25 protein-coding genes, 1 tRNA gene, 1 pseudogene and 1 CRISPR repeat array are annotated in these 25,783 nt (G+C 43.5%); of the genes and pseudogenes, 23 read left to right on the top strand and 4 right to left on the bottom strand.

What is annotated here, in order from left to right:
• Window positions 1-11 precede the first annotated feature (11 nt).
• The 11 genes from betA to QL919_RS00715 all read left to right on the top strand — a co-directional run bounded on the left by betA (window position 12) and on the right by QL919_RS00715 (window position 12,022).
• On the top strand, window positions 12-1,712 hold the full coding sequence (gene betA, locus QL919_RS00765) for a choline dehydrogenase (RefSeq protein WP_290187702.1): 1,701 nt from the start codon (window positions 12-14) through the stop codon (window positions 1,710-1,712).
• A 328-nt stretch (window positions 1,713-2,040) separates the two neighbouring features.
• Window positions 2,041-4,086: a choline BCCT transporter BetT gene (gene betT, locus QL919_RS00760; protein WP_290187701.1), complete on the top strand. Its 2,046-nt coding sequence runs from the start codon at window positions 2,041-2,043 to the stop codon at window positions 4,084-4,086.
• A gap of 234 nt (window positions 4,087-4,320) precedes the next feature.
• Window positions 4,321-4,809: a M48 family metallopeptidase gene (locus QL919_RS00755; RefSeq protein WP_290187700.1), complete on the top strand. Its 489-nt coding sequence runs from the start codon at window positions 4,321-4,323 to the stop codon at window positions 4,807-4,809.
• A 66-nt stretch (window positions 4,810-4,875) separates the two neighbouring features.
• Complete coding sequence (locus QL919_RS00750) at window positions 4,876-6,117, top strand: saccharopine dehydrogenase NADP-binding domain-containing protein (protein ID WP_290187699.1); 1,242 nt, start codon at window positions 4,876-4,878, stop codon at window positions 6,115-6,117.
• Between the two features lie 379 nt (window positions 6,118-6,496).
• Entirely contained in the window at window positions 6,497-6,919 is a 423-nt protein-coding gene (locus QL919_RS00745; protein WP_290187698.1) for a tetratricopeptide repeat protein, read from the top strand.
• 64 nt (window positions 6,920-6,983) lie between these two features.
• Window positions 6,984-7,526, top strand: a complete 543-nt coding sequence (locus QL919_RS00740) for an FAD/NAD(P)-binding protein (RefSeq protein WP_290187697.1) — start codon at window positions 6,984-6,986, stop codon at window positions 7,524-7,526.
• Between the two features lie 34 nt (window positions 7,527-7,560).
• The gene (tnpB, locus tag QL919_RS00735; RefSeq protein ID WP_290187696.1) at window positions 7,561-8,709 is read left to right on the top strand and encodes an IS200/IS605 family element RNA-guided endonuclease TnpB; all 1,149 of its coding nucleotides are present in this window, start codon (window positions 7,561-7,563) and stop codon (window positions 8,707-8,709) included.
• Between the two features lie 77 nt (window positions 8,710-8,786).
• Window positions 8,787-9,485 carry an FAD-dependent oxidoreductase gene (locus QL919_RS00730; protein WP_290187695.1) on the top strand — a complete coding sequence of 233 codons (699 nt, stop codon included), beginning with the start codon at window positions 8,787-8,789 and terminating at the stop codon, window positions 9,483-9,485.
• Between the two features lie 147 nt (window positions 9,486-9,632).
• Window positions 9,633-10,493: a sterol desaturase family protein gene (locus tag QL919_RS00725; protein WP_290187694.1), complete on the top strand. Its 861-nt coding sequence runs from the start codon at window positions 9,633-9,635 to the stop codon at window positions 10,491-10,493.
• Window positions 10,494-10,547: 54 nt separating this feature from the next.
• Window positions 10,548-11,498 (top strand): DMT family transporter, encoded by a 951-nt coding sequence (locus QL919_RS00720; protein ID WP_290187693.1) that lies wholly within the window; start codon window positions 10,548-10,550, stop codon window positions 11,496-11,498.
• Between the two features lie 101 nt (window positions 11,499-11,599).
• The gene (locus QL919_RS00715) at window positions 11,600-12,022 is read left to right on the top strand and encodes a PaaI family thioesterase (protein WP_290187692.1); all 423 of its coding nucleotides are present in this window, start codon (window positions 11,600-11,602) and stop codon (window positions 12,020-12,022) included.
• Window positions 12,023-12,280: 258 nt separating this feature from the next.
• Here QL919_RS00715 and QL919_RS00710 read toward each other — a convergent pair whose 3' ends face one another.
• Window positions 12,281-13,408: a zinc-binding dehydrogenase gene (locus tag QL919_RS00710; RefSeq protein ID WP_290187691.1), complete on the bottom strand. Its 1,128-nt coding sequence runs from the start codon at window positions 13,406-13,408 to the stop codon at window positions 12,281-12,283.
• A gap of 119 nt (window positions 13,409-13,527) precedes the next feature.
• Window positions 13,528-14,214 carry a glutathione S-transferase family protein gene (locus QL919_RS00705; RefSeq protein WP_290187690.1) on the bottom strand — a complete coding sequence of 229 codons (687 nt, stop codon included), beginning with the start codon at window positions 14,212-14,214 and terminating at the stop codon, window positions 13,528-13,530.
• Between the two features lie 205 nt (window positions 14,215-14,419).
• On the opposite strand from QL919_RS00705, the gene QL919_RS00700 reads away from it, so the two are divergent.
• The 3 genes and pseudogenes from QL919_RS00700 to QL919_RS00685 all read left to right on the top strand — a co-directional run bounded on the left by QL919_RS00700 (window position 14,420) and on the right by QL919_RS00685 (window position 16,377).
• Complete coding sequence (locus QL919_RS00700) at window positions 14,420-15,328, top strand: LysR family transcriptional regulator (protein WP_290187689.1); 909 nt, start codon at window positions 14,420-14,422, stop codon at window positions 15,326-15,328.
• A pseudogene (locus tag QL919_RS14135) lies at window positions 15,325-16,070 on the top strand (carbon-nitrogen hydrolase family protein). Before QL919_RS00700 ends, QL919_RS14135 begins: the two are co-directional and overlap by 4 nt.
• Before the next feature lie 230 nt (window positions 16,071-16,300).
• Window positions 16,301-16,377, top strand: a tRNA-Val gene (locus QL919_RS00685).
• A gap of 230 nt (window positions 16,378-16,607) precedes the next feature.
• Here the strand turns inward: QL919_RS00685 and QL919_RS00680 are convergent.
• Window positions 16,608-16,832: a helix-turn-helix transcriptional regulator gene (locus tag QL919_RS00680; RefSeq protein WP_041773282.1), complete on the bottom strand. Its 225-nt coding sequence runs from the start codon at window positions 16,830-16,832 to the stop codon at window positions 16,608-16,610.
• A 149-nt stretch (window positions 16,833-16,981) separates the two neighbouring features.
• Between QL919_RS00680 and QL919_RS00675 the strand changes: the two genes are divergently transcribed.
• The 4 genes from QL919_RS00675 to QL919_RS00660 all read left to right on the top strand — a co-directional run bounded on the left by QL919_RS00675 (window position 16,982) and on the right by QL919_RS00660 (window position 19,972).
• Window positions 16,982-17,197: a hypothetical protein gene (locus QL919_RS00675; protein ID WP_011959964.1), complete on the top strand. Its 216-nt coding sequence runs from the start codon at window positions 16,982-16,984 to the stop codon at window positions 17,195-17,197.
• An 11-nt stretch (window positions 17,198-17,208) separates the two neighbouring features.
• Window positions 17,209-18,399, top strand: a complete 1,191-nt coding sequence (locus tag QL919_RS00670) for a DUF3596 domain-containing protein (protein ID WP_041773283.1) — start codon at window positions 17,209-17,211, stop codon at window positions 18,397-18,399.
• A gap of 2 nt (window positions 18,400-18,401) precedes the next feature.
• Window positions 18,402-18,692 (top strand): hypothetical protein, encoded by a 291-nt coding sequence (locus tag QL919_RS00665; RefSeq protein ID WP_011959966.1) that lies wholly within the window; start codon window positions 18,402-18,404, stop codon window positions 18,690-18,692.
• 441 nt (window positions 18,693-19,133) lie between these two features.
• Window positions 19,134-19,402: a CRISPR direct-repeat array (repeat unit 28 nt; unit sequence TTTCTAAGTCACCTATGCGGTGATGAAG).
• A 303-nt stretch (window positions 19,403-19,705) separates the two neighbouring features.
• The gene (locus QL919_RS00660) at window positions 19,706-19,972 is read left to right on the top strand and encodes a serpin family protein (protein WP_011959968.1); all 267 of its coding nucleotides are present in this window, start codon (window positions 19,706-19,708) and stop codon (window positions 19,970-19,972) included.
• 383 nt (window positions 19,973-20,355) lie between these two features.
• On the opposite strand, the gene QL919_RS00655 is transcribed toward QL919_RS00660, so the two are convergent.
• Entirely contained in the window at window positions 20,356-21,615 is a 1,260-nt protein-coding gene (locus tag QL919_RS00655; protein WP_020444588.1) for a ferredoxin reductase family protein, read from the bottom strand.
• Window positions 21,616-21,935: 320 nt separating this feature from the next.
• Between QL919_RS00655 and QL919_RS00650 the strand changes: the two genes are divergently transcribed.
• The 5 genes from QL919_RS00650 (at window position 21,936) to QL919_RS00630 (ending at window position 25,760) form a co-directional block, all read left to right on the top strand.
• Window positions 21,936-22,541 (top strand): cytochrome b/b6 domain-containing protein, encoded by a 606-nt coding sequence (locus QL919_RS00650; RefSeq protein WP_020444589.1) that lies wholly within the window; start codon window positions 21,936-21,938, stop codon window positions 22,539-22,541.
• A 19-nt stretch (window positions 22,542-22,560) separates the two neighbouring features.
• The gene (locus QL919_RS00645; RefSeq protein WP_020444568.1) at window positions 22,561-23,235 is read left to right on the top strand and encodes a response regulator; all 675 of its coding nucleotides are present in this window, start codon (window positions 22,561-22,563) and stop codon (window positions 23,233-23,235) included.
• A gap of 64 nt (window positions 23,236-23,299) precedes the next feature.
• The gene (locus QL919_RS00640) at window positions 23,300-24,763 is read left to right on the top strand and encodes an ATP-binding protein (RefSeq protein ID WP_011959972.1); all 1,464 of its coding nucleotides are present in this window, start codon (window positions 23,300-23,302) and stop codon (window positions 24,761-24,763) included.
• A 99-nt stretch (window positions 24,764-24,862) separates the two neighbouring features.
• A complete protein-coding gene (locus tag QL919_RS00635) occupies window positions 24,863-25,453 on the top strand; it encodes a PepSY domain-containing protein (protein ID WP_011959973.1) in 591 nt (196 codons plus the stop codon).
• Window positions 25,446-25,760, top strand: a complete 315-nt coding sequence (locus QL919_RS00630) for a hypothetical protein (RefSeq protein WP_020444569.1) — start codon at window positions 25,446-25,448, stop codon at window positions 25,758-25,760. Before QL919_RS00635 ends, QL919_RS00630 begins: the two co-directional genes overlap by 8 nt.
• Window positions 25,761-25,783 lie beyond the last annotated feature (23 nt).

Raw genomic sequence — 25,783 nt, 5'->3', positions numbered from 1 at the left:
TGGAGCATTTTATGACAACAACCACACCTGAGTATGACTACCTCATTGTTGGTGCAGGCTCAGCAGGAAACGTGCTGGCCACGCGCTTGACCGAAGATGCCAACATTAAGGTGTTGCTGTTAGAAGCGGGTCGTCCAGACCATCGCTTAGACTTTCGCACCCAGATGCCAGCGGCGCTCGCCATGCCGTTACAAGGAACGACTTATAACTGGGGATACAAAACCGATCCCGAGCCGAATATGAATAATCGCGTGATGGACTGCGGTCGCGGTAAAGGACTTGGCGGCTCATCGTTGATTAACGGTATGTGCTATATCCGTGGCAATGCGTTAGATTTTGACGATTGGGCGAAAATCAAAGGCTTAGAGGATTGGACTTATTCGGACTGTCTGCCTTATTTTAAAAAGCTAGAAAACTGCGATGCTGGCGAAAACGATTATCATGGCGTCGGTGGTCCGGTTGAGATGACCACTTCAAAGCCAGGAGTCAATCCGCTGTTTGAAGCGATGATTGAAGCGGGCGTACAAGCTGGCTATCCAAGCACAGATGACCTAAATGGCTATCAGCAAGAAGGATTTGGGCCAATGGATCGCTTTGTGACACCCAATGGTCGCCGCGCATCAACGGCTCGTGGTTATCTTGACCGTGCCAAACCGCGCAGTAATATCACCATTTTAACGGGTGCATTGACCGATGTGATTCTCTTTGATGGTAAGCGCGCTGTCGGTGTCAAAGTAGAACACCAAGGTCAAACCAAAAAATTCTACGCGTCTCGTGAAGTGATTGTTTCATCGGGCGCGATTGCGACACCGCAACTATTGCAGCGTTCAGGTATTGGTCCTGGTCAATGGCTTAAAGATTTGGGTATCAACGAGGTTTTAGAGTTGCCGGGTGTCGGTAATAATCTACAAGACCATTTAGAGCTGTATATGCAGTACGAATGTAAGCTACCGGTCTCAATTGCGCCTGCCAATAAATGGTGGAATAAGCCAGCAATTGGTGCTGAATGGTTGTTTATGGGTACCGGTCTTGGCGCGTCTAATCAATTCGAAGGCGGCGGCTTTATCCGTACCGATGAGAAGTTTACCCATCCTAATATTCAGTATCATTTCCTACCATTAGCGGTGCGTTACGATGGTCGCAGTGCGGTGAACTCCCATAGCTTCCAAGCACATGTCGGTTCATTGCGCTCGCCAAGTCGTGGTCGCGTTAAGCTGACCTCAAAAGACCCAAGCGCGCATCCAAGTATCTTATTTAACTATATGTCGCATGAGCAAGATTGGCAAGAGTTCCGCGCGGCGATGCGTATCACGCGTGAGATTATGCATCAGCCAGCGCTTGACCCTTATCGCGGTCGTGCTATTGCGCCGACCGATGATTTGGTGACCGATGCGCAGTTGGATGAGTACGTTCGTAACCACAGTGAGACGGCTTATCATCCTTCTTGTACTTGTCCGATGGGCGAAGACAATGATTCAGTGGTTAATGGTGAAGGGCTGGTACATGGTATCGATGGCCTACGCGTGGTCGATGCTTCGATTATGCCAAATATCATCAGCGGCAACCTAAACGCCACCACCATTATGCTGGCAGAAAAAATCGTTGATAAGATGCGCGGTGTGCAGCTGCCACGCTCAACAGCAGACTATTATGTTGCCAATGGCGCGCCGCTCAGAGCGGAGCCGATGCGTAATTACAGTTCTGTTGTCTAAACGACTGTCTAAGCTATTGGACAATGAATAATATAAGACAATTTCAATAAGAAGGCCTTTCATAGTAAAGGTCTTTTTTATCAGCACTACTCTGCTCACGCTTTATTTCTTCTATCTTTATCGGATTATAGCGTGACAGTTATCTCAGTTTGTATTATTGGTTTTTGAGGTTTTGCTAAAGGTAGATTTCATTGCTTAGCAAATTGTTATTGATTGGTACTGCTTTGTGCGTCATGCGCTCATGTATATATGACGTGGTGCTCCTTCATCATGTTATGACGGACAAAGCAATATCAGACTGTGTTTCATTTACCTATTGAGGTCTTTTATGTACAGTTCGCCATCAGAAGATGCGACGAAATCCCTGACTCTAAATAAGACGGTTTTTTTAGGCTCAGCTATTATTTCTATTTTATTGATAATCTGGACGATCATGTTTCCAGATTATAGCGAGACATTATTAAGCGCTGGCATGGCATGGGTATCAGAGAGTTTTGGCTGGTACTACATGCTGGTGGTAGCCGCTTATAGTATTTTTGCCTTGTTTGTTGGCTTCTCTAAATATGGCGATATCAAGCTTGGGCAAGACCACGAAAAAGCCCAGTTTCCTTTTTTAGCATGGGCAGCAATGCTGTTCTCTGCTGGTATCGGTATTGATTTATTGTTCTTTGGTGCATCTGAGCCGTTGATGCATTATTTGACGCCGCATACAGGGCTTGAGCCTGGTAGTGAGGCGGCAATGCGTGAAGCACTGTCGCAGACCTTTTTACATTGGGGTCTACATGGTTGGGGTATTTATGCCTTAATCGGTATGGCATTGGCGTACTTTGCTTATCGTAAAAACATGCCATTGGCGCTACGCTCACCGCTGACGCCTATCTTTGGCGAGCGCCTAGTCAAAGGCTGGCTGGGTGATGGCATTGATACCTTTGGTGTAGTCTGTACCTTGATGGGGATTGCCACCAGCTTAGGCATCGGGGTGTTGCAGGCCAATGCAGGCTTAACGCATGTCTTCGGTATCGAGTCGAGCAAGATGGTGCAGAGCTTGATCATATTAGGCGTAGTAGCTGCTGCGGCTATCTCTGCCATGACCGGTGTAGAGCGAGGGGTGCGCCGCCTGTCTGAGTTCAATATGCTCTCGTCGATATTGCTATTAATCGCGATACTGGTGATGGGCAATACGGTGTACTTGCTCAATACCTTTACCCAAAGTATCGGTCAGTATTTCCAAACCATCGTTTTCAAAACATTCGACGTCTATGCCTATGACGGCAGCGCTGGTGCCGATTGGAAATCAGGCTGGACGATATTTTTCTGGGCATGGTGGGTGGCTTGGGCACCGTTTGTCGGTTTGTTTATCGCGCGTATTAGCCGTGGCCGTACCTTGCGTGAGTTTGTCTTTGGTGTGATGTTTATCCCGCTGGGCTTTATCTTTGCTTGGTTTTCGATCTTTGGTAATTCAGCGATAGACTTAGTCGCCAATGGTGCGACAGAGCTTGGTGAAATCGCTATCAATGACGCGGCGATGGGCATGTTTGCCTTGTTTGAGTACTTCCCTTTTAGTGATGTTTTATCATTCGCTGGCGTGGTCATTGGTCTTATATTCTTTGTGACCTCAGCTGACTCAGGCGCTTTGGTACTCGCGAACCTAAGCTCAAGAGGCATGACCAATGATACTGACGCGCCTGTATGGCTGCGTTTGTTTTGGGCGGCAGCAACGGGTTTGATTACCCTAGGCTTGCTGTTCGCAGGTGGCTTTGCATCACTACAGTCAGTATCTGTGATTGCCGGTTTGCCGTTCTCGCTTATTTTAGTGCTTTACATGATGTCGATGTGGAAGTCGCTAAAAGAAGAGGGTAACAAACGCAAAGCCAGCACCCTTGGCACTGCAAACGTGCTCGATAGCGGTAAGAGCTGGAAAGCGCGTCTGCAACGTATTGTCAGCTTTCCAGGACATGCACAAGTGGAAAGGTTCTTGCAAAATACTGTCATGCCAGCGATGACCGAGGTTGAAAAAGAGCTGAAAGCAGGCGGTCTTAACACTTCTCTAGACATTCGTAATCTTGATAATATCAGTGAAAGTATAGATGCTGGTAAGGGTCAAGATGAGGGTCAGATAGATGGCGTAAAACTGCGTGTCGGTCATGGCGATGAAGATGACTTTGTGTATGAAGTTAATCTCATCAAAGCTGAGCGCCCTAACTTTACGCTAAATACTTCGACCAAGCATGCAGAATTTTACTACCGTGCTGAAGTGTTCTTGAGTGATGGCTCGCAAGAGTATGACTTGGTTGGCTACACCAAGGAGCAAGTGCTGGTCGATATTCTACATCAGTACGAGTGCCATCTTCAGTATCTACATTTAGAGCGTTAATTGATTCATGAACATGCTAGCGTTATATTGTGCGAATGATATTGAGCAATCGCTTTAAGCTTATAAATAAAATTTTCATAATCGAAAACCCCATAAGTTACATATAACTTATGGGGTTTATTTATGAACTGGCTATAGGTCAATAGGAGATATAAGATAGAATCGATAAAGACAAGCTGCAGAATAGTGGCAAACAAGGTATTAGAAAAATAAGCATTAGCAAAGGATAAATTTGTGACCACACTCAAGTACATCGCTCATTACTCTGAGCAAATTCAAACTCAAGCGGCACTGCTCATTAATGATGGTAGGCTAGGAGAGTATCTAGAAAATAAATACCCTGATCGGCACCAAGTGCAAAGCGATAAGGCGCTGTATCAATACATAAATGACATAAAAAACCAATCCATGCGTAAGATTGGTCCATTATCGAATGTCAGTTATAGCAGTAAGTTAAAAGTTCTTAAGCATGCGCTGGGCATTCATACTACGCAATCTCGTGTACAAGGCAGTAAGCTAAAATCCCATAACAGCATCACCGTGGCGAGCTTATTTAAAGAAGCGCCGCCTGAGTTTTTACGTATGATAGTTGTACATGAATTGGCGCATTTTAAAGAGCATGAGCATAACAAGGCTTTTTATCAATTATGCTGTCACATGGAGCCAGATTATCATCAGTTTGAGTTGGACACACGCTTATGGTTGCACTGGCGAGAGTTGTGATTTGGTTAGATTAGCTTAAGTAATTTTAATTTAAGAAGGCAAATAATAATAGCAAGGAAGCAAGTTATGAAAGTATTAGCAATTGGCGGTAGTGGCGGTATGGGCCGTGCCACTGTGCGTGCAGCATTGACGTATGACTTTGTCAGTGAGATTGTCGTTGCAGGGATTGATAAGGAGTTGGCTGAGCATTTTGTTGATTCGTTAAATGATGATCGGGTGCGCTCGATATATTTAGACGTAACAGATGATAATTGTTTGCGACAGGCTATTCGTGACGTGGATGTGGTGCTAAATTCAGCAGGGCCTTTTTTCCGTTTTGGTGTGCCAGTTTTGACGGCAGCGATTGATGAAGGTAAGCACTATAGTGATATCTGTGATGACTGGCAGCCTACTGTTGAAATGCTGAAATTAAGCAGCCGCGCCCAGCAAAATAATGTCACGGCAGTCATAGGGTTGGGTGCCAGTCCAGGCATTGCAAATTTGCTTTGTGTAAAGGCGGCCACTGCGTTAGATGAGGTTGATACTATCGTATCTGCATGGAGGCTTTCTGGCGCAGTTAATGCCAACGATGGGTTTAACCGACCCGCTAAATCAGGACAGGTGGATGCGGCAGCGGTGCACTTAGTACACTGTTTGTCAGAGAAGATCAGAGTGTTGCAGGATGGCGAGATAATTGATACGACACCCTTGGAACATTCACAAATCGCTTTCCCCAACTTCGGTGCTCTCGATGTTTGGTCATTAGGACATCCTGAAGCCATCACACTCAGGCGCCGTTTTCCTGCATTAAAAAACAGCTACAACGGTATGTTGGGTATGCATAATATTGTTGACAGTTTGCAGCAGATAGCGGGTGCGGTGGCAGCGGGGCAAATGAGTGTCGATGAAGCCGCGCTCATGTTGACTAACAAAGGCGATAAAAAGGACAGTAATGAAGGGTCGGTTAACAATGAGTTGGTTAATAAGGAGTTGGCTAATAGACAAGTCCAGCAATCTCATGATACTGAAGTTAATATAACAGAGGGTTTTCACGAAGAGACTCCAGCTCTCTTGGCTTATGCTAAGGGGTGTAAAGACGGTCAAAACATGACATCTGGCGCTTTTATTAGACACTATCCGACGGGCGGTATGGCGACAATCACAGGGATACCACATGCTTTGTTTTTGCCACTATTACACCATGGTCACTTAAAAGAAAACGGCGTATTTGCGCCAGAGGAAGTGATTGACCCTGATGTATTTTTTGAATGGTTTGATTCCTTTTGCGGCGCTAAGGGGGCTGGTTTGACGGTATTAACATCGAGTTAGCGATGGCCATACTATCCAGTCATATCTTGACTATCTGACGTGGGCAAAAAAGTATTACGGTGATTGTCTGTCTAGGGCGTGTCCTCAATTCAATCGATAATAACCTAAATGGGTTAAAAATGACTAATTCTTGCCAAATAGCGTCAAATAGCTGACTAATATATCGATATTATCTGCGCTATTTTTCTTGTTTGACCGCAATTTATCTCATTTTTATCACCATTTTTAACATGAGGACACGCCCTGGGTCAAAGGTTAAAAAAGAGGACGTGATGTCGATTATCGTGTCCTTTTTTTGTGCCAATCATTATAGCTTATCGATTTGCGTTATAATCCCAATCAAGCACTATATGCCCTCGTAAATAAAAGGTTATAAGCAATGATTAATACCAAAATTTATAAAGCCATTTACACCTTAGCTGAAGACTTGCTAGAGGCTGACCGTAAAGGCAATCAAGAAGAGTTCGATGCACTATATGCAGAGCTAAAAGCAATCTGTACCGATAATGAAAATAGCGATAAAGACCATCCAGAGCAATGGGAAACACTGGCTGATTTTACGGTGGATTTAGATGAAGCCCTAGTTATTTACGAGAAGGCGCTCGCGAAAGCCACTGCCATCAATTCAAAAGACCATATGTCATCGATTGCGTTCTCTATGGCGGTGTTACAAGTTGAGATGGGTGAAAAAGACGCTGCTATCCAAAACCTACAGAATGCCAAGATCACAGCCAATAAAATCGAAGATAAAGAGTTTAAGGTTGAGATAGACGAATTGCTTGCTAAGCTTTTGGCTGAATAACCTTTATGATGAAAGTCAGTATTGTTAGCAAATGGCAGCTTAAGCGGTAAAAGAGGGTTTTGACATGCAACAGGTCCCTGTGGTGATTGTCGGTGGTGGCTTAAGCGGCTTATATGCAGCGTTTTTGTTGCAGCAAAAAGGTATTGATTATATCTTGCTAGAGGCTCGTGATAGATTGGGTGGACGTATCGCTACTGCCAAGTCGTCAGTAGATAAGGCAATAACCGATAAGTCGTCAACAGAGATGCCTATTAAAAGCTCGAGTTCTGGTGAGCAAAAAACAAATGAAGGCTTTGACTTAGGACCATCTTGGTTTTGGCCAGAGTATCAGTCGCAGTTAAGCCAAGTTATTGATGCGCTTAATCTGTCATGTTTTGCGCAGTTCGAAGAGGGCGAGATGATGGTTGAACGCACTACCCATCAGCTGCCGATGCGTACGCAAGGTTATCAGAGTGCGCCACCTTCTATGCGTCTTGAAGGTGGTATGGCATCACTCATTGACGCTTTATATGCTCATTTGGATGGGAGGCGTATCATGACCAATCAAACGGTACGGCGTTTAACATTTTCAGCGCAGAAATCCCCTACTTCTAAAGTAGAGGGATGAATGCGTCAGACTTTTGATATGGTACAATAGCTTCATGCCAAAACAAATCCTAAAAGCCCATAAAGTAAGATTATACCCCAATGAAGAACAGCAAACATTCTTTGCTAAATCATTTGGTTGCACACGCTTTATTTGGAATAAAATGCTTAATGATAAGATTGAGCACTATAAAAAAACCAAGACCGAATTAAAAAATACTCCTGCTCACTATAAAAAAGAATTTGAATGGCTCAAAGACGTCGATAGCTTAGCACTGGCTAACGTCCAGCAAAACCTAAGAGCCGCTTATAGTAAATTCTTCAAAGGCTCAGGCTTCCCTAAGTTCAAGAAAAAAGGCCATCGTGACAGCTACACCACCAATAACCAAAAGGGCACAGTAGCGGTCACAAACAATACCGTTAAACTGCCTAAAATTGGTCATATCCCCGCTAAGTTCCCAAGTAAGGTAAGTGGCTTAATCAAGTCAGCGACAGTATCCAAGACCACATCAGGCAAATACTACGTCAGCCTATTGGTTGAAACTATCGTAGAGCCGTTGCTAAAAACCCACTCTAACATCGGCATTGATTTAGGACTGACAGACTTTATCGCCCTATCGGACGGTACAAAAGTTGCCAATCCTAAGTTTCTATCGAGGCTACAAGATAAGCTTGCACGTGAACAGAAAATACTGGCCAAGCGTAGAGCAGTGGCCAAAGCGAATCAACGCAAGCTGTCTGACAGCCGCAACTATCAAAAGCAAAAAGTTAAAGTCGCTAAGGTCTATGAGAAAATAACCAATATCCGAAAAGACTTTCTACACAAACTCTCATTCACTCTCATCAAAAACCACGATGTGATTGCGATTGAGGACTTAAACGTCAAAGGCATGGTTAAGAATAGAAAGCTTGCTAAAGCCATATCAGACAGCTCATGGTCAACCTTTGCCGCCATGCTGAACTACAAGGCTGAATGGTACGGCAAAACGCTTGTCAAAATAGACCGATGGTATCCATCTTCTAAGACCTGCTCAGGCTGTGGGCACTTACTGACTAAGGCTGAGCTACCATTACAGGTGAGGTCATGGAATTGTCCGAGTTGCCAGCAAAAGCATGATAGAGACATCAACGCCAGTATCAACATCCTCAACGAAGGACTAAGGCTGGCAACAATCAAAACCGTCGGTGCGACGGGGTTAGCTTAGTCCATTTGCCTAACCGCTGATACAAAACATCGTATCAAGTATGGGTATTACCTAAGAAACCGCCACCTCTTTAGGTGGTGGGTAGTTCATACAAGACTGAGCACTATATAGAAATCGAGAGCGAAAACAATTCTACAGATATATCAACTGGTCAAATGACCGCTTATCACGCGCAGCATATATTGCTGGCAATGCCGCCGCGCTTGGTGACTCATAGTATAGCGTTTGAGCCGGCCTTGCCGATTGATTTAGCAAAACAATGGCAGCAGACGCCCACATGGATGGCGCCACATGCCAAGTATGTGGCGGTATATGAAACACCGTTTTGGCGAGAAAAAGGATTGTCAGGATCAGCGCGCAGTGGGGTGGGGCCTTTAACAGAGATTCATGATGCCTCGGCACTGTATGGAGAGGGTGCATTGTTTGGATTTTTTGGTATTCCTACTCACGTGCGCCAAAGTGTCTCTGCAACAGGGCTAAAAGCCCATTGCCGCGCGCAATTGGTGCGATTGTTTGGTGAGGCGGCAGCTGCGCCAACCGCTGAATATATTAAAGATTGGGCGACTGACATATTCACAGCGACTCCTGCGGATGCCAACGGTGATGGTCAACACGCCGTAGCACCTGCTACTATGCCAGAGACAGGCGTCTGGCAAGATTGTTTAATAGGTAGCGCAAGTGAGTGGTCAGTGGCCTTTCCTGGCTATATCGCAGGTGCCATCGATGCAGCAACGGTTGCAGTCACCCGCTTACCTGAAACAATCAAGCCGCGCTGAAGCAATGAGTGAATGAAAGGCGAGCATAGCCAAAAAACGGTTTGGTTTTTCATATATACGTTTGAATTAGTTTAGGCAGAAATCTCCACCTCTATAGGTAGTGGGCGGTTTATTTTTGTTTATATCATAACAATCAATAGGTGAAACATGGATGTGTTCTCATATTGGCAAGGGTTTTATAATGACCCTTGGTTTTGGCAGTTTCCGATGGCGACACTTGCCATCAGCATGGCAGCTTTTTTGACAGTGGCGATTCCATGGACGGTGGTTGCTTGGTTGGACCCTGTATCGTTGCGTAAATATAAGATTCAACAAAAACCGTTTGAGATGAAGAAGTTTTTACTGCCTTCTATCGGACGCATTGTCATCAATAATATTATTTTGGCATCCTTGTTGGTTATTGGCTGGCCTCTGCTAAAGCTGACTGGTGTGCACAACGGGGCATTGCCCGCTTGGTACATTATCATCGCGCAATTGCTGTTTTTCGTGCTGCTAGATGATTTTTTGTATTATTGGATGCATCGGTATATGCATGAAAATAAATGGCTGCTCAGAAACATTCATAGCGTACATCACCGTATCCGCAACACGTGCGGTATCAATGGTAACTATATGCATTGGGTAGAGTATTCGCTAACGGCGACCCTTACCTTGGTTGGGCCAATCGTCATCGGTGCGCATATTTATGTGATTTGGATTTGGGTGATTTTGCGTCAAATCGAAGGCGCGGATGGGCATATCGGCTATGACATTCCATGGAATCCTGCGCACTTATTCCCCGTCTATGAGGGCCCTGTCTATCACGATTTTCATCACGCCAAATTCAAAGGCAACTATGCTGGGTTTTTACCTTATCTCGACAAGTATCTGGGTAAAACGCATATACCTGCTTACTTGCGCTATCTTCAGCAAAAGAAAAAAGGACTGACGCCACTAGAGATAGAACAGATTGAGCAAAATGAGCTGCTGGTTCGTAAGCGAAAAAAGCAGCCAGGTAAGCCAACATGAGTATCGCCACTGCATAGAATCCTCTCTATAGAGCTACCCCTCATAGGACAGTTAATGAGTAAATCCACAGTGCAGCAGGTATTTCATAGTAAGAATGCATGGTTCATACCCATTGCTTGCTTGGTAGCTGGGGGAGCACTGATTGGCATATCTACCAACTTAGCAAAGTATGCTGGTGACATTGGTTTGACACCATTAGCGTTTCTGTTTTGGTCGATTGTGGGGGCTGCCATTATATTATTGGTTGTCGCTCTGATAAGACATGAGCTGCCCCCTTTCAACAGACGCAGCGTTGAGTATTACTTTGTCGCCGCCTTGGTCAGTGTGGCTGGTTCCAACTTATTGCTGTTTTCTGCTATTCCGCATGTAGGTGCAGGTTTTGTCGCGCTCATTATCTCGCTGCCGCCGTTACTTACTTATCTTGCTGCACTGACTTTGCGGATGGAGCGCTTTACCATCATTCGTGCTGCTGGTGTAGCAGCAGCGCTGAGCGGGGCAGGTGTATTGGCGGTGCATAAATTCTCTGCCCCAGATGCCAGTATGTTTTGGATTTTGATGGCGCTTTGTGGTCCCGTTTTATTAGCCATTGGTAATATCTATCGAACCCTACGCTGGCCTAAGGGCGCATCTCCCAATGCACTTGCACCGGGGATGTTGATTGCAGCGGCGTTACTGTTATTGATGTTTGCTATATTATCCAACTTCTCCGTGGCTGTACCGCGAGGAGAGTGGTTACCGATTGCTGTGATTGTCATGCAAGCTTGCGTATTTGCTGGGCAGTTTTTGTTGTTGTTTTTGCTACAAAAGACAGGAGGGCCTGTACTACTAAGCTTGCTGGGGGCAGTAGGTGCAGTCGTCGGTGTGCCAGTGGCTATCTTTTTGCAAGGTGAGGCGCCACCTGAGGGATTATTCTTGGGTGCCTCGTTGATAACGGTTGGTGTCGTTTTGGTGACTTATGGCGGCGTAAAAATGACGACACGAGCAATAGAAGGTGACTCGCTATAGAAAATAATTAGCTATTAGCTATCGTTTTTAAAATGAGCACGCGCCCTAATCAGAAAAGTGGGTAAGCCAATAATAAGGACAGTTAAATACAAGGAGTATGTATGTCGGCAACTAAAGAAGAAATCATCGCCTTTATGGCAACAGAGTTTCCCCAAACCAAATGTGTGGTCGAGGCAGTAGACGATAAGGGTGCGACCTTATCCCATGATATTGGCATAGATGAGCTGCGTCCAGGCGGTACAGTATCTGGACCTGTGTTAATGAGTATCGCTGACGTGGCTATCTATGTGGCAATTCTAGGCAGGATAGGCATAGTGCCATTAACAGTGACGACCAGTCTGACGATTAATTTTTTACGTAAGCCCTCAGCGGACGCACGCATCATGGCTGATTGTACATTGATGAAAGTAGGGCGCACGCTGATAGTAGGTGAGGTTTCTCTCTATTCGGAAGGCACAAGCGACATAGTCGCTCACGTGGTAGGAACTTACTCTGTGCCGCCTGCACCTAGAGAGGCAATATAAAATAGATTTTTAGTATATTATTAATCTCATATACAACCACAGTTATATATAGTCAGTGAAAAGCAGTATCAATACATCACGCACTGCTGATATCAATTTTCCTTGCTTGCTGTGCCTGCGCAGACAGAGGCTACAAAAAATTGATATCAGCAATACTGTAGCGTTTGAAGGGTATTTTGACTATACAAGCAAAAAAAGCAGATACTGTAAATAGTATCTGCTTTTTTACAATCTAAAAATCTATTATTTCTACAGCCACTAGCTTTGTGGGGTGATTAAATATTTCTCGCCTGTCGCTTGTTTAGAGTAAGCTGCTATCGAATCTAATTGTAGCGCCTCTGCCAATGACACTTCATGGGTGTAGCGACTAGCAAAGGTGGTGGTGATTTCTTCTGCTACACGTTTACGCATCGACATGACCGTTTCAGTGCCTAGTTTGCCTAGTGCATTGAATAACAAGAAGCCGTTAACACCCCAAGCAAAACCGAAGTTACGATTTAGCGTAATAGGGCCACGGTTTAATCCGCCATAAACATAAACTTGTTTGAATGTATTAGAGCCATACACATTGTATTCTTCGACATCGCGAGTGATTGCCGCTTCCATACAGTTCAGGATATCGCTGGCTAGTTTACCGCCACCGATAGGGTCAAATGCAATCGTGGCACCTGTTTCAACAATTGCTGCCGTTAAGTCAGCAAGGAAAGAATCTTTGCTTGAGTTAACCACGTATTTTGCGCCCATATTACGTAGCAAGGTTTCTTGTTCTTCTTTGCGTACGATGTTGATTAAATCAATGCCATCAGCCATACAAATACGGTTGAGCATTTGACCCAAGCTAGAGGCAGCTGCCGCATGAATGATGGCTTTGTGACCTTCGGCACGCATGGTTTCAACCATTGCCAGTGCAGTCAGCGGATTCACAAAAGAGGAAGCGCCTTCTTTAGCGGTTGTGCCGTCTTTTAATACTAAGCAGCTTTGTACATTAGCAGATAAATATTGACGATAAGTACCGCCGCCAATCACCGCTACTGTTTTATCCATCAATGCTTGTGCTGCAGGTGATGAGCCCGCTGCAACCACGGTTCCTGCGCCTTCATTGCCCACAGGTGTGTCTTTACCAACACGCGTTTTCAGCGCTGGCATGAACTGCGCGGGAACGTCCGCTGTGATAACGGGACGCTCTTCTGTACCTAACTGAGTCGCTGTGGACATATCAGCGGCACTAAACAACACCGCTTGGTCAGACGGGTTTAATGGCGCGGCTTCAATGCGTACAACGACTTCGTCAGCACTTGGCTGCGGCATATCGATGTCTTGCAAAGATAAGGTTAATTTATTGTCTGCGCTGATGGTTGAAACCAGTTGGGTGTTTGTATCTGACATTGTGTTTTGCTCCTGCAAATAATTAATGATGTTAAACCAATCACTTTTTATATTGGTCAAAGTATGTGTTGTTGAATTTAAATAAAGCTTAGTTTGAGCTTATTCTTTTAATGCTAAAGCTAATCGGCGTTGACTGCGTTGACTGCTTGAATTTGCTCTTTCACCTTTTGCATAAACTCAGGCATGTTTGCCAAGCGATCTGCTTCTACTTTTTGAGCAATAGCAGATTGACTCATCGCTTCGTTCCACTCTTTCATACCTGCTATCTCTGCTAATACATCCCAGTCAAGTTGCTTTGAGGCAAAATTGCTAACAATGGTGCTAACGTAATAAACGTAGATATCTGCCATGGTAAATTGCTCGCCAGCAATCCAAGGTGAAAACTGACTTAGGCGATTTAAAGCAACAATGCCACGCTCTAATACTTGACGTACTTCCGCTGCAACAGGCTTAGGAATAGCCGTACCTGAAAAGGCAAAAGGAATCAGGCGTCTGCTTGGCAGCTCTAAATAAAGCTCTGCTATCTTCATGATTTGACGCACAACCGCACGTTCGCCAGCATCTGTAGGGTATAGAGGAGTGTCAGGGTAACGCTCTTCGATAAAGTCACAAATGACACTCGATTCTGATAGATTAAGGCCCTCAGGCGTTGTGATAGCAGGTACTTTGCCAACTGGACTAACTGCCAGTAACTCGTCACTACCACCGTAGACTAGATTTTCTTGAAATGGCAGTTGTTTATATAAAAGGACATGTTTTACTAGGTTGTAATAGTTGCTAGCAGCAAAACCGTGCAAAGTAATCATCAGTCAGTTATCCATTATTAAGGTGGTTGTTGTTTTTATTGCCGAAGCATTGCCGGAGAAACGAAACTAAAGCTGCAATGTCTAAGTTGAATCTATTATTACTGGTTTTAATTGGCTTGTATATAAGGGTAAATGTGAATCACTATTGCTTTTAAGACAATAATAGAGCGAAAATGCGTAGGTGTTTCTTAAAGGGGGAAGTGAGTTGGATCAATTACGGGCAATACGCTATTTCAGTAAAGTTGCCGAAACGGGTAGCTTTACCAAAGCGGCAAAAGTGTTTGATGTGCCGCCCTCATCGCTCTCAAGGCGAGTTGCTGATTTGGAAAAGAGTTTGGATGCGACGTTATTAAAGCGTTCGACCCGCATCGTCAAACTGACAGAAGTGGGGCAGATTTATTATAACGATGTACAGCAAATACTAAGTCAGTTAAAGCAAAGCCATGAAACGGTGCGCAGTTACCAAACCACGCCAATGGGACGTTTACGTATTAGTTCGATGGTGGGCTTTGGTGAAAAAATCCTATTGCCATTGTTGGATGAATTTAGCGCGTTATACCCTGAGATTGTTCTAGATGTTAGCTTAAGTGATGAATTATCAACGCTGGGACGTGATGATGTTGATATCGCTATTCGCGGTGGTTACGCACCTAATGAGCGTGTATTAGCGATAAGACTCATGGATAATGAGTTTATCCCTGTCGCTTCACCAAGCTATTTAGAAAAATACGGTATGCCTAAAAATGTGATGGAGTTAAAGCAACATAACGGTCTGTATTTTAAAGCGCCGACAGGGCCGACGCCTTGGTTATGTCATGTGGATGGTCAATGGCATGATGTCTCAGGGCAAGCGGTCGCAATTTCCAATAATGGGCCATGGCTGGCGAGAAAAGCCTGTGAGGGTGAGGGCATTCTGATGTCAACTCGCTGGGCGTTAGCGTCATATCTTGAATCAGGGCAGTTGCAAGCGCTTAAGTTTGAGCATGAATTGGCAATCACGCAACATGCTGATATGGCCGTTTATTTACTATATCAAAAACAGCGCTATTTAGTGCCAAAAGTAAAAGCGGCCGTAGACTTTTTGGTTGAGAGGATAAAAGAGGAAGCATCATGAAAATAGTTATTAATCAGATTGATATCACTGATTATCAAGTATCAGTAAATAACGCCTTGATATTGAAGTCAATTGAAGATCATAAAGGCTGCGAGGGTTTTATGATTTTCCCCGAGCTCGCGCTTACTGGTTTTCCAACACAAGATAATATCAAAGAGTTGTGGCGCCAGTCAGAAGCGCATTTTCAAGACATACTGATAGCAAGCAAAAAGACCGCTTCGACAATAATCATTGGCCATATCGAGAGACAAGGTCAGTCTTTTTATAATTCATGTTTTTTATAAAAAATGGAGAAGTCATTCATAAGCATAGAAAGTCAAAGCTCTGGCTAGATGATGATGGCGTATTTACCAAAGGTGATGCTTTTTCAGTCGTTCAAATTGATGACGTGGTGTGCGGTGCTCAGATATGCTTTGAGCTAGAATTTCCAGAAGGTTCGAGGTCACTGGCAAAACAAGGTGTAGAAATTATTTTTATGCCCAACGGCAATATGTCTCCCTACGCAAATGCACATTATGTACTGACTCAGGCGCGTGCCATTGAGAATCAATGCTTTGTAATTACCTGTAATACTGTGGGCGTAGGGCATGGGGGAGAGTTTGTTGGCGAAAGCCTTGTTGTCTCTCCAACTGGAGAGATTATTAAAAAACTTGGTTCCACACAAGAAATCGTAGAAGTGGATATAGACTTAAGAGATATAAAGCAGGCTAAAAGCAATTATGACTATATAAGTTTGGTGTAAAACCGTTAAGTTAAGCACAAGCTTGAGTGAGGTTTGGACTTCATAAAAAATTGTGATTGCCTCTCAAAATCGAAGCCTATCTTTGATAAGTAAAAATAGCCAGATAGGACTAAAGCTCATTTGATTGATTCAATAAAAAGCCCAATATTAACTATTATGGTAATAAGTTAATATTGTGATAGAAAAGGCTTGCAAAGTTTTAAAAACTTGCTAAAATGCATGACCTAAATAGGCGTATAGCTCAGTTGGTTAGAGCGCTACCTTGACATGGTAGAGGTCGCTAGTTCGAATCTAGTTACGCCTACCAGATTCGAAAGCCCCAATCTTTATGATTGGGGCTTTTTTTATGCCCATTTTATAAGGGTTGTAGCGCAAAACTTCTATTTGATTCGTGTTGTAGCTGCTCTATTTTTATCAGTATTCTTTTTTCTTAAAAAAGCTCGGTGACCAAATGGTGACTAAAACGTGACCAACCTAAAATATCACTATCTTGTCTTCTCCGATATTTGACCTCTACTCCAAACTTTTCTTTACCACCTATTTAACTTCTTCTGATGCCTTGTTAGGGATATAAGTAAATAATTCACCCACACCCACATCTAGTGCTTCACAAATCTTATCCATGGTTTCAAAATCTATTCGCGAAGTCTGTTCATTATAGATTTTGTGCATTGTAGATTTACTAATGCCTGTCATCCTTATCAAATCAGCAACCTTCATTCTGCGCTCTGCTAATAAAACTGGCAAATTAGACACAATCATAATAAAAACCTTTATTTCATAAAAAGTACTTGTATCGAATAACAAATAACGGTATATTAAGCGTATCGAAGTACTTTGTTGTTTTATAGAAGTACATTAATGTTCGATAGACTCGTAAAGTAGCTTAATTAACTTACAAGGAATCTATTATGTCACATACTTACCTGACAACCCAAGAGCTTTCTGAGCGTATCAAATACAATCCGCGCACGATCCGTAATGAGCTTAAGGATAGCGTACTTATTGAAGGCATTCATTACATACGTCCTTTTGGTGGTCGCAAGATTTTATACGTTTGGGAAGAAATTGAAAAAGACATGCGTACTGGTATCACCGGTAGCATCAACGCCATGGCATTGCAATAAGGAGAAATATGATGGCTAGCATTAGAAGCAGAAATAAGAGGCTTATAGTCGATTTTTATTATATGGGCAAACGCTGTCGGGAGACGACAAACCTGATAGATACTCCGGCAAATCGTAAAAAGCTTGAAAGTATTATTTTGAATATGGAAGCCGAAATTAGGTTAGGTATTTTTAATTATGCTAAATACTTTCCGAAAAGTGATAAGGCTGCAGAAATGGTGGCTTTGAACGATCGTAAGGAATGTATTAATACCAACGTTCCTTCCTTCAAGCAGTTCGCAACACTGTGGTTTTCTGAAAAAGAAATTGAGTGGCGCGATACTTACAAGCGCAAAATACAGGAGATTATTGATATGTATTTGCTTCCTGAGTTTGGTACTAAACCCATTCATCTCATAAAAAAGACAGATGTATTAGCCTTCCGTTCATCGCTCGGCAAAGTAACGTACGGAAAAGCTAACAAACATCTGTCAGCGGCACGCATCAATTCTATAATGGTACCTTTAGGTATGATACTAAAAGAAGCCGCTAAACGCTATAAGTTTGATAACCCTTATTATGATATCAAGGCACTCAAACAGCCTAAAACTGATATTCAGCCTCTCACACTGGAGGAGGTTTGGACGTTTATTAATGGCGTGAGGGAGGATTATCGCCATTATTATCTGGTGCGATTTTTTACAGGTATGCGTACTAGTGAGATTGATGGGCTGACATGGGATAACGTTGATTTTAATCGTCGTGAAATTGTCATTAAGCAGGCGTTAGTCAAAGGCAAGATTGTTCCTCCTAAAACACAGGAGTCTTATCGTGCTATTCAGATGTCTCCATGGGTCTATGATGCGCTGAAAGAGCAAAAAGAAATCTCCTATAGGCGTTCGGATTATGTGTTTTGCTCACATACGGGTGAGCCATTGGATTATAACAATGTGAATAAGCGTATTTGGCATCCCACACTTAAAGTTTTACGGTTGAAGAAGCGTAACGCCTATCAAACACGCCATACGGCAGCGACTTTGTGGTTGGCGGCAGGTGAGAGTCCTGAGTGGATAGCCAGTCAAATGGGGCACTCAACGACTAAGATGTTATTTAACACTTATAGTCGCTATGTACCAAATATGACACGGCAGGATGGTAGCGCTTTTGAGGCGCTCGTAAATCGAAGCCAGATGGCTCAATTATCTACTGACAAGGAGACGTAAAAATGAAAATTATTGATTACGATAAGCTATTTGCCGAGTTTAAGCCTAATGGCTATGTCAGTGAGGATGCCCATACTATCGCTAATATGTTGATTTATGATTTGTGTATTCAACCTGGTTATAATCTAGCACGCTTTTTAGAAATCAAGCCTTGCTTTGATAACCATATGGCAATACGTATATGGGTACAGAAGCGCTTGGATGCGAGTCTTGGATATTTGGTTGATGATATGTATGTTCAACTACAAAGCGAGATTTACGAGCTACTACCGCCGTCTGGTTATGGCTACTAACGAGGAGAATATCATGAGTGTTAACTTTGTGTTCGACTCAAGCCTAGATGATGTAGCAAAGCGTTTGTGCTATCAGTATTGGTCATACGTATCACCCAATGACTATATCGCTCATCTAAAGATACTTTGCTACGATTACAATATAAGGTCTGATGAGTTGTTTGCTACGCTTGCAAAATGCCAGGTTTATTTGGGTGATATACATTGCGAGTATTGCGGTCGTCCTTATCAACTCGATGTGCCAGCAGATATCCCCCATGCAAGACAACATAAATCTTGGTTTTGTGATGGATGCATCAGTTTTTCTGGGGGACAGCTTACGGTTAGTAGGTAGGTATTTGATAATACTTGATAACCAGATGGCCTAGGCTGTCTGGTTTTTTATTGTTTGTTATTTTTTTCTATGTCAAAAGCTTAGCGTTTAATCAGTCTTTTTGCGAGACTTCTAAGTCACCTATGCGGTGATGAAGTGGGAATGTCTGTTACTGGCGGCGAGGACAAATTTCTAAGTCACCTATGCGGTGATGAAGTATTAGTAAGTGACTTAACTATATCAATACAATTTCTAAGTCACCTATGCGGTGATGAAGCTGTTTGCATAGCTCGCTTTCTTGTTCAGCATTTTCTAAGTCACCTATGCGGTGATGAAGTATCATTAGCATAGGGTTGTAAGTCTGCTAATTTTCTAAGTCACCTATGCGTTATATCTAGTAGATAGTATATAAATAATGTATAAGGTATATAGAGTAAGGTTTGGTAGGAGAAAAATTTTTTATATATATAATATATACTATATAAAATACATGTTGGTTCAAGAAATTTTGCATAATTTATAATTTGATCTATAAGGATTGCATGAGTTGCTTCTGAAAGTCTTTGATATCATCGAAGCTGTTAATGCTGCTAGCCATTTGCTCAGCCAGTTTCTTGATGTCAGATTGGTTAGTCATTGCTTATTCTCCTGTTAGTGGATTATAAGCAGTTACACACTTTTTAGGAAAGGCTCGGCCAATATGGGAATGCCCATCGCTTTTGATAGTCGTGCTAACTACAGCTTGTTCAATGACAAGCTACCGTTAAAAGTAGATTCTGTTATCCATAAAGCGGTGGTTGAAGTTGACGAAAAAGGCACGGTTGCCGCAGCAGCAACGGGGATTGGTGTACAACTTGTTATGGCGACTCATAAAGCCGAAATTACAGCCGACCATCCCTTTATGTTTATGATTAAAGACAATAAAACCGATGCTATATTGTTCTTAGGGCAGGTAAATAAACTTTAGTAGGAAACAGCTCAATAAGGGTATGCCTATTGTGAACCAATCAGGCGCTCTAACTGGTTCGGTTCCCTAGTGAGGACTTGAATATTCGGTTGTACGCTATTGTTATCATCACTCCTAGTTATTTATAGTAGCTCCGTGTACACAGTAGTGTCCTTTTTAACATGAAATGGCGGTATATCCATTTCATGTTAAGTCACTGTAGACCATTAAGTATAAGACGGCCTTTAAACCACCAGGCTCCTGATCAACGTTCGATGACTTAAATTAATCTGTATACCATTGTCGTTCGCCTACTTAGCACTAGCACCGATGACTTTATGACTTGAGCCAGCGTGCCATTTGTCTTATTGGGTTTGTGTTAAGCACGGCAAATTGTACGTGTTCTAGCGAAAATCAAAAAACTCATAATGAATATTTTTGGCAGGAATACCATTTTCTTTCATTAACTCTTGTACTTTTCCTAAAAGCCCTTTTGGACCGCAAAAACTAATCTGAATCTGCTTTGGATTAACTTCACTGGCGACTTGCCGAATGGTTTCAGCCATGGCATTACTGCCACTTGGGTTGGCTACGAAATCTACTCCAGACTGTTCTGTCATCTCCTGCATACGCTCAACACTTGGAAAAACACGCGCAGGATCGAAGCAATATATCAGAGTGGCACGTTCAAAATGACCGATAGTTTTATCCTCTTGCCAAGAAATAAAGGGAGAGATTCCTACTCCGGCACCAATCCAGATTTCACGCTCTGCATTTGATATACGTTTAAAATTACCATGAGGCGCATAAATATCAGCCAACATACCCACTTTGGCTTGTTCATTTAGCTTTTTTGTATAATCACCCAATGCTCGAATCACAAAATGGATGTGTCCAGTATCAGAAGGTGCGTTAGCTATGGTAAAAGGATGCGGCTCGTGCAAACCTGGTTCTTTAAGAGAGATAAAGGCAAATTGACCAGCCTTAAATTGAAACCCTTTACGGACTGGCTCAAACTCCAAGTGTACCGCCGCTTTGCCCTGGGATATAGCGACTAACTTATACTCTCCGGCTTTGGCAATGAATGGGTACAATATCATCTTGTACAATGCTGCAATCACGCCTACAGAACAAAGTAGTGCTAACCAAATACCTGCTGGACTAGTCAGTGTGATGGGAGACTCAAAGCTCAGCCAATGTAGTATAACGATTAAAAAAAGTGGGCCTGAGAACTTATGCAACCAACGCCAGTTGCCATACGGGATTTTGCGATTCAGCGCCAGTAGTATAATCAGACCTAACGCGACAAGGCTGAGTTGACGCATCAAACGCGTCCAATATTTGGACAACTCCAAAATGGGCGCAAGATCCCAAGCGTCTAGCTTGGCTTTGAAGACAAAATGATAGACAGCGAAAATAAGTGCCCATATAGCAATCCACTTATGCGCTTCATAAACCCTGTCCAGACCGCCAAAGAGCCTTTCAATACCGTGCCAACGGCTAGCGAGTATGCATGAGCTTGCCATGCACGCTAAAGCCGAAGCACCCATTATCAAACTGACTGTTGCTGATGTGATCCACGTTTCAGAGGAAATTTGCATGAGTACAGTGATTGAAGTGATCAGTACGACACTACCGATCACTTGCCATGACTTTAAAGCCATAAGAATCTCCCGAAAAATTATTTTATTGCCGTTAAGAAAGCTTGATTTAACAAGTAGGTATTTATTGAGAAGTATGGCTAATAATACAGCCTGATTCTTAAATAATTCTTAAGTGGTGTATATGGCACGACGTAGGCTACCGGTTCGCTGCACAATGATTTACCTGTTTTAACGTCCTAAGCTCACCTTAAGATTTGTTTGTTGTAATAGCGATAAGGCAGATGATGTGATATCTCGTCTGCTTACGATATCTTGCTGATTTTCAGTGTTTAGCAGCGGGTGTTGTCAATAAACAAACAAATGATTAAGGAGTGACAACCATGAGCCAAAAAGACATCATTAATTGGGACGACTCTTCTGCACATGTACCGAACATGCCTAAAGCGAGGCAAGTAAAAGTTTGGGACCTATTAGTAAGAGTGACTCATTGGACAGTCGCAGCTGGTATTATTGCTAATCTGTTTTTTACCGAAGATGGTGGTGAGTGGCATGAGTATGTCGGCTATACCGTTTTGGGACTGGTGGTCATACGTTTACTTTGGGGTCTGGTTGGCACGCGCTATGCACGCTTTACTGGCTTTTTCCCCACACCAAAACGACTCAAACGGCATGTATCAGATTTAAGCGTTCGACGCGTTGATGAGCAGAATCTTGGTCATAACCCCTTGGCCGCACTGATGATGTTATCGTTATGGGCTGTGACTATAGGGTTAGGACTAACCGGTTATCTGATGGAAGCAGGGCTGTTTGGTGATAAAGAGGTGCTTGAAGAGATTCATGAGTTATTAGCAAACAGCTTATATCTACTGGTTCCTCTACATATCATCGCAGCGATTGCCATGAGTTACTGGCAACGCCAAAACCTCATTAAATCAATGATAACGGGCAAAAAAACGGTGACAGACAAGCCGACTACTATGAAATAAGTCAAGCGATGGAGCACTTATGGCACGCATATTATTGATAGAAGACGACAGCACCATCGCTGATGGAATTGTCCTTGGCTTAAAAAGTCATGGCATGATGGTGGATTGGTTTGGTGATGCCAAGCAAGGTGAGATGGCGCTGCAAGATGGCATGTTTGATGCGGTACTGCTGGATTTGACCTTGCCAAAAGGTGATGGCATGACCGTCCTAAAAAACTGGCGGGAAAAACACATAGATACGCCAGTATTGATTATCACCGCTCGCGATGCGATTGCCAATCGTGTGGCAGGACTCAATGCCGGCGCTGATGATTATTTGGTGAAGCCATTTGCATTAGATGAGGTGATTGCCCGTCTACAAGCATTGATGAGACGCAGCCAAGGTCGGTGTCAACCTGAAGTCCGTTATGGCGAAGTGGCCTATCAGCCTCAGAATCAGCAAGTCTCTTATCAAGGCAAAATGGTAGAATTAACCATCAAAGAAGTGGCAATCTTAGAGCAAATGCTGACCCACCCTAAGCAAATCCACAGCCGCGCAAGCTTAGAAGACAAGCTATATGGGTGGCAACAAGATATCGAAAGCAATGCCATTGAAGTACACATTCATCATTTACGTAAAAAACTGGGCAATGATTTTATCTTGACCAAACGCGGTATTGGCTACTATCTCAATCCAGTCCATAACCACCATTAACCACCGTTAGGCATTCAACGGTCTGTTTTTGGTGCCTCCACTTTGTCTGCTACTTGGTGAGCCTATGAAAAGTATTCAGCAACGGCTATTAACATCGCTACTGATTGGTTTACCTTTGCTGTGGGTGCTTACCTCAAGCTTTATTGCGTGGAAGCTTTGGCACGAAATCAATGAGATGAATGACACCCAAATCACTCAAGTTGCCCGTTATTTAATAGGGGTCGCCCCCAAAGAAGAGGACGATAAAGACCATCATAGGCAAAGGGATGATAACAAAAAGCACACGCCCAAAATCTATGCGTTAAAAAGTAAGCAGCTATCAGGTGATCTTGGTGAGGCTGAGGATGACTATATGGGCTTTGCCATTTGGGATAAAAAAGGCCGTCTATTAATGGCTGATGAAAATGGTCAATCATTTGCTTTTTTGCCAGACCAGCATGGGTTTTTAGAAGAGCATGATTCTGCCTATCAGCGCCTCAACCCTTTTAGTAAGCGCTGGCGTTTATTTTACGTCCATGATGATCATGACTATGAAGGTCGGGTCATTGCCGTCGGACAGAACCTCAAATCTCGCCGAGAGATGATTACTGATGCCATGTCCGTGCAAGTGCTGCCGATGTTGATTGGGCTATTTGCATTTATGGGTTTGGTGGTGTGGCTGATCCGGCGGGGGTTTATGCCGTTAACTCAGATTAGTAGTGCGCTTGAACAGCGTCAACCGCAAGATGATAGCCCCATCACAGCGGACGTGCCCAAAGAGATCCAACCGTTAGTGAGCGCCTTAAATGTCTTGTTTGTAAAAGTCGCGGATACCCTAGCACGTGAGCAGCGCTTTACCGCCGATGCCTCACATGAGCTTAGAAGCCCGCTTGCGGCGTTAAAGCTACAAGCTGATTTGTTACAGCAGCAGATATTGCAGTTATCTGGCGTAGAAGACGATAATCAGCTATTCTATCATGCCCAAAACATTAGCAATGGCATTGAGCGGGCCACTCATTTGGTCGATCAACTGCTGATTTTAGCCAAAATAGAACCGCAACAACAATTACCTCCTGAGCAATTAGAAAGTCCGGATTGGTTGATGCTAACGGATATTGTACTCAGTGATGTCAATCGGCTGGCTCGTGAAAAGCACATGCAATTAAAACGCACTGTGAACTGTGACAATCCTGCTGATATTCTACCCATCCTTATCAATCCAATTTTATTCAAACTGCTCATCCGTAACCTGTTGGACAATGCCATTCGCTATTGTCCCGAGGGCGCTTTGATTGAACTTCAGCTCGACACCAATGCTATTAGAGTGGTCGATAATGGCAGTGGCGTCGAGCCAGAACAACTGACGCGCTTAAGCGAGCGCTTTTATCGCCCAGCAGGTCAAAGCCAATTAGGTAGCGGTCTTGGGCTATCCATTGCCAATCGAATAGCAGAGCTGCACGGTCTGACGTTAGAGTTTGCTAACCGCTCTCAACCAGAAACTGGCTTTATCGTCACGATAAGACATAAAAAAGCGATATCAAGCATCTGATAAAACGATAAAAATTAATCGGCGTGGGCTTAAGGTTGAGTTAATATTTACCCCGTATGCTAGTTGTATTCCCTAATAATATAGACGGAGTACAATCTTATGAGCCTACCTCTATTAAAACCCTTATTATTGACTGTTGGTGCAACCTCATTAGTGTTTTTTGGTGGCGTTATCGCCTTATCTGTCCAGTCGCCCAGCGCTGATGACGCACTATCAGCTGCGAATGCCATGAGTCAAAATACTGACATTACCTCTATATCCTCTGATTTATCGTCCTTTAAAGCCGTGGCAAACCCTCTCACGCAATCCCCATTTGCCAATCCATCACCTCTGGCGGCACTCACAGCCACGCAAGCAACTGCGCTTGCGCAGCAAGACGCGCCCAATTCAGTATTGCAGGCTTCACCCGAGCTCGTCAATTATAACGGCACCGTCGCTTATGAGGTGCTATTAGACAGCGGCGCTACTTATATTGATGCCAGTGTCGGCACTGTACTGAATCCGGTTGCGACCAATGACTATCGTGCTGAGAGATTTGACGATGACGATTATGAAGATAAGCACCACGATGATGATAAACGTAAAGAGGATAAACATCGCAAAGCACACGATAAAAAATACTATAAAGAGAATGATCGCCTAATCGCCATGAGCTATCAGCAACATGATGAGGAGGAATACGATGACTAATACCAAATCACATTCGACACCAGCCGTCAAAAAAACGGCTAAAAAAGCAGATCCTTTCGCCGCTCTTAAAAGCAGCATTATGATGGTCTCGATTGCAGGTACTATGGCAGGATGGCTGGTACTACTCAATCAAGAACAAAAAACTGCCCCTGTGAGCACTGCCATTATAAGCACTGCTGTTGCTGAGTCTGATGAAAGGGCAGTCACGCCAACGCCCATCGCTGATATCAATCAATTGCGACAGGTCAATGCAGTCGCACCTGTTGAGGTAATAAGGGTTGTCGCTCGTACGCGATCTTCTCAATAAATAAGAAAAACCACAGATTATTT

The sequence above is a fragment of the Psychrobacter sp. APC 3426 genome, from assembly GCF_030408035.1.
Classification (GTDB): Bacteria; Pseudomonadota; Gammaproteobacteria; order Pseudomonadales; family Moraxellaceae; genus Psychrobacter.
The sequence above is the reverse complement of the archived record's forward strand: the minus strand, read 5'-3'. Positions and strand labels throughout refer to the sequence as shown.

Coding starts and splice junctions, on each gene's coding strand:
- QL919_RS00740 (WP_290187697.1), top strand. CDS start 6,984: ATGCAACAGGTCCCTGTGGTGATTGTCGGTGGTGGCTTAAGCGGCTTA.
- QL919_RS00655 (WP_020444588.1), bottom strand. CDS start 21,615: ATGGCTTTAAAGTCATGGCAAGTGATCGGTAGTGTCGTACTGATCACT.
- QL919_RS00745 (WP_290187698.1), top strand. CDS start 6,497: ATGATTAATACCAAAATTTATAAAGCCATTTACACCTTAGCTGAAGAC.
- QL919_RS00705 (WP_290187690.1), bottom strand. CDS start 14,214: ATGATTACTTTGCACGGTTTTGCTGCTAGCAACTATTACAACCTAGTA.
- QL919_RS00725 (WP_290187694.1), top strand. CDS start 9,633: ATGGATGTGTTCTCATATTGGCAAGGGTTTTATAATGACCCTTGGTTT.
- QL919_RS00680 (WP_041773282.1), bottom strand. CDS start 16,832: ATGATTGTGTCTAATTTGCCAGTTTTATTAGCAGAGCGCAGAATGAAG.
- QL919_RS00710 (WP_290187691.1), bottom strand. CDS start 13,408: ATGTCAGATACAAACACCCAACTGGTTTCAACCATCAGCGCAGACAAT.
- QL919_RS00650 (WP_020444589.1), top strand. CDS start 21,936: ATGAGCCAAAAAGACATCATTAATTGGGACGACTCTTCTGCACATGTA.
- QL919_RS00635 (WP_011959973.1), top strand. CDS start 24,863: ATGAGCCTACCTCTATTAAAACCCTTATTATTGACTGTTGGTGCAACC.
- QL919_RS00670 (WP_041773283.1), top strand. CDS start 17,209: ATGGCTAGCATTAGAAGCAGAAATAAGAGGCTTATAGTCGATTTTTAT.
- QL919_RS00640 (WP_011959972.1), top strand. CDS start 23,300: ATGAAAAGTATTCAGCAACGGCTATTAACATCGCTACTGATTGGTTTA.
- betT (WP_290187701.1), top strand. CDS start 2,041: ATGTACAGTTCGCCATCAGAAGATGCGACGAAATCCCTGACTCTAAAT.
- QL919_RS00665 (WP_011959966.1), top strand. CDS start 18,402: ATGAAAATTATTGATTACGATAAGCTATTTGCCGAGTTTAAGCCTAAT.
- QL919_RS00645 (WP_020444568.1), top strand. CDS start 22,561: ATGGCACGCATATTATTGATAGAAGACGACAGCACCATCGCTGATGGA.
- QL919_RS00720 (WP_290187693.1), top strand. CDS start 10,548: ATGAGTAAATCCACAGTGCAGCAGGTATTTCATAGTAAGAATGCATGG.
- tnpB (WP_290187696.1), top strand. CDS start 7,561: ATGCCAAAACAAATCCTAAAAGCCCATAAAGTAAGATTATACCCCAAT.
- QL919_RS00660 (WP_011959968.1), top strand. CDS start 19,706: ATGGGAATGCCCATCGCTTTTGATAGTCGTGCTAACTACAGCTTGTTC.
- QL919_RS00675 (WP_011959964.1), top strand. CDS start 16,982: ATGTCACATACTTACCTGACAACCCAAGAGCTTTCTGAGCGTATCAAA.
- QL919_RS00630 (WP_020444569.1), top strand. CDS start 25,446: ATGACTAATACCAAATCACATTCGACACCAGCCGTCAAAAAAACGGCT.
- QL919_RS00750 (WP_290187699.1), top strand. CDS start 4,876: ATGAAAGTATTAGCAATTGGCGGTAGTGGCGGTATGGGCCGTGCCACT.
- betA (WP_290187702.1), top strand. CDS start 12: ATGACAACAACCACACCTGAGTATGACTACCTCATTGTTGGTGCAGGC.
- QL919_RS00715 (WP_290187692.1), top strand. CDS start 11,600: ATGTCGGCAACTAAAGAAGAAATCATCGCCTTTATGGCAACAGAGTTT.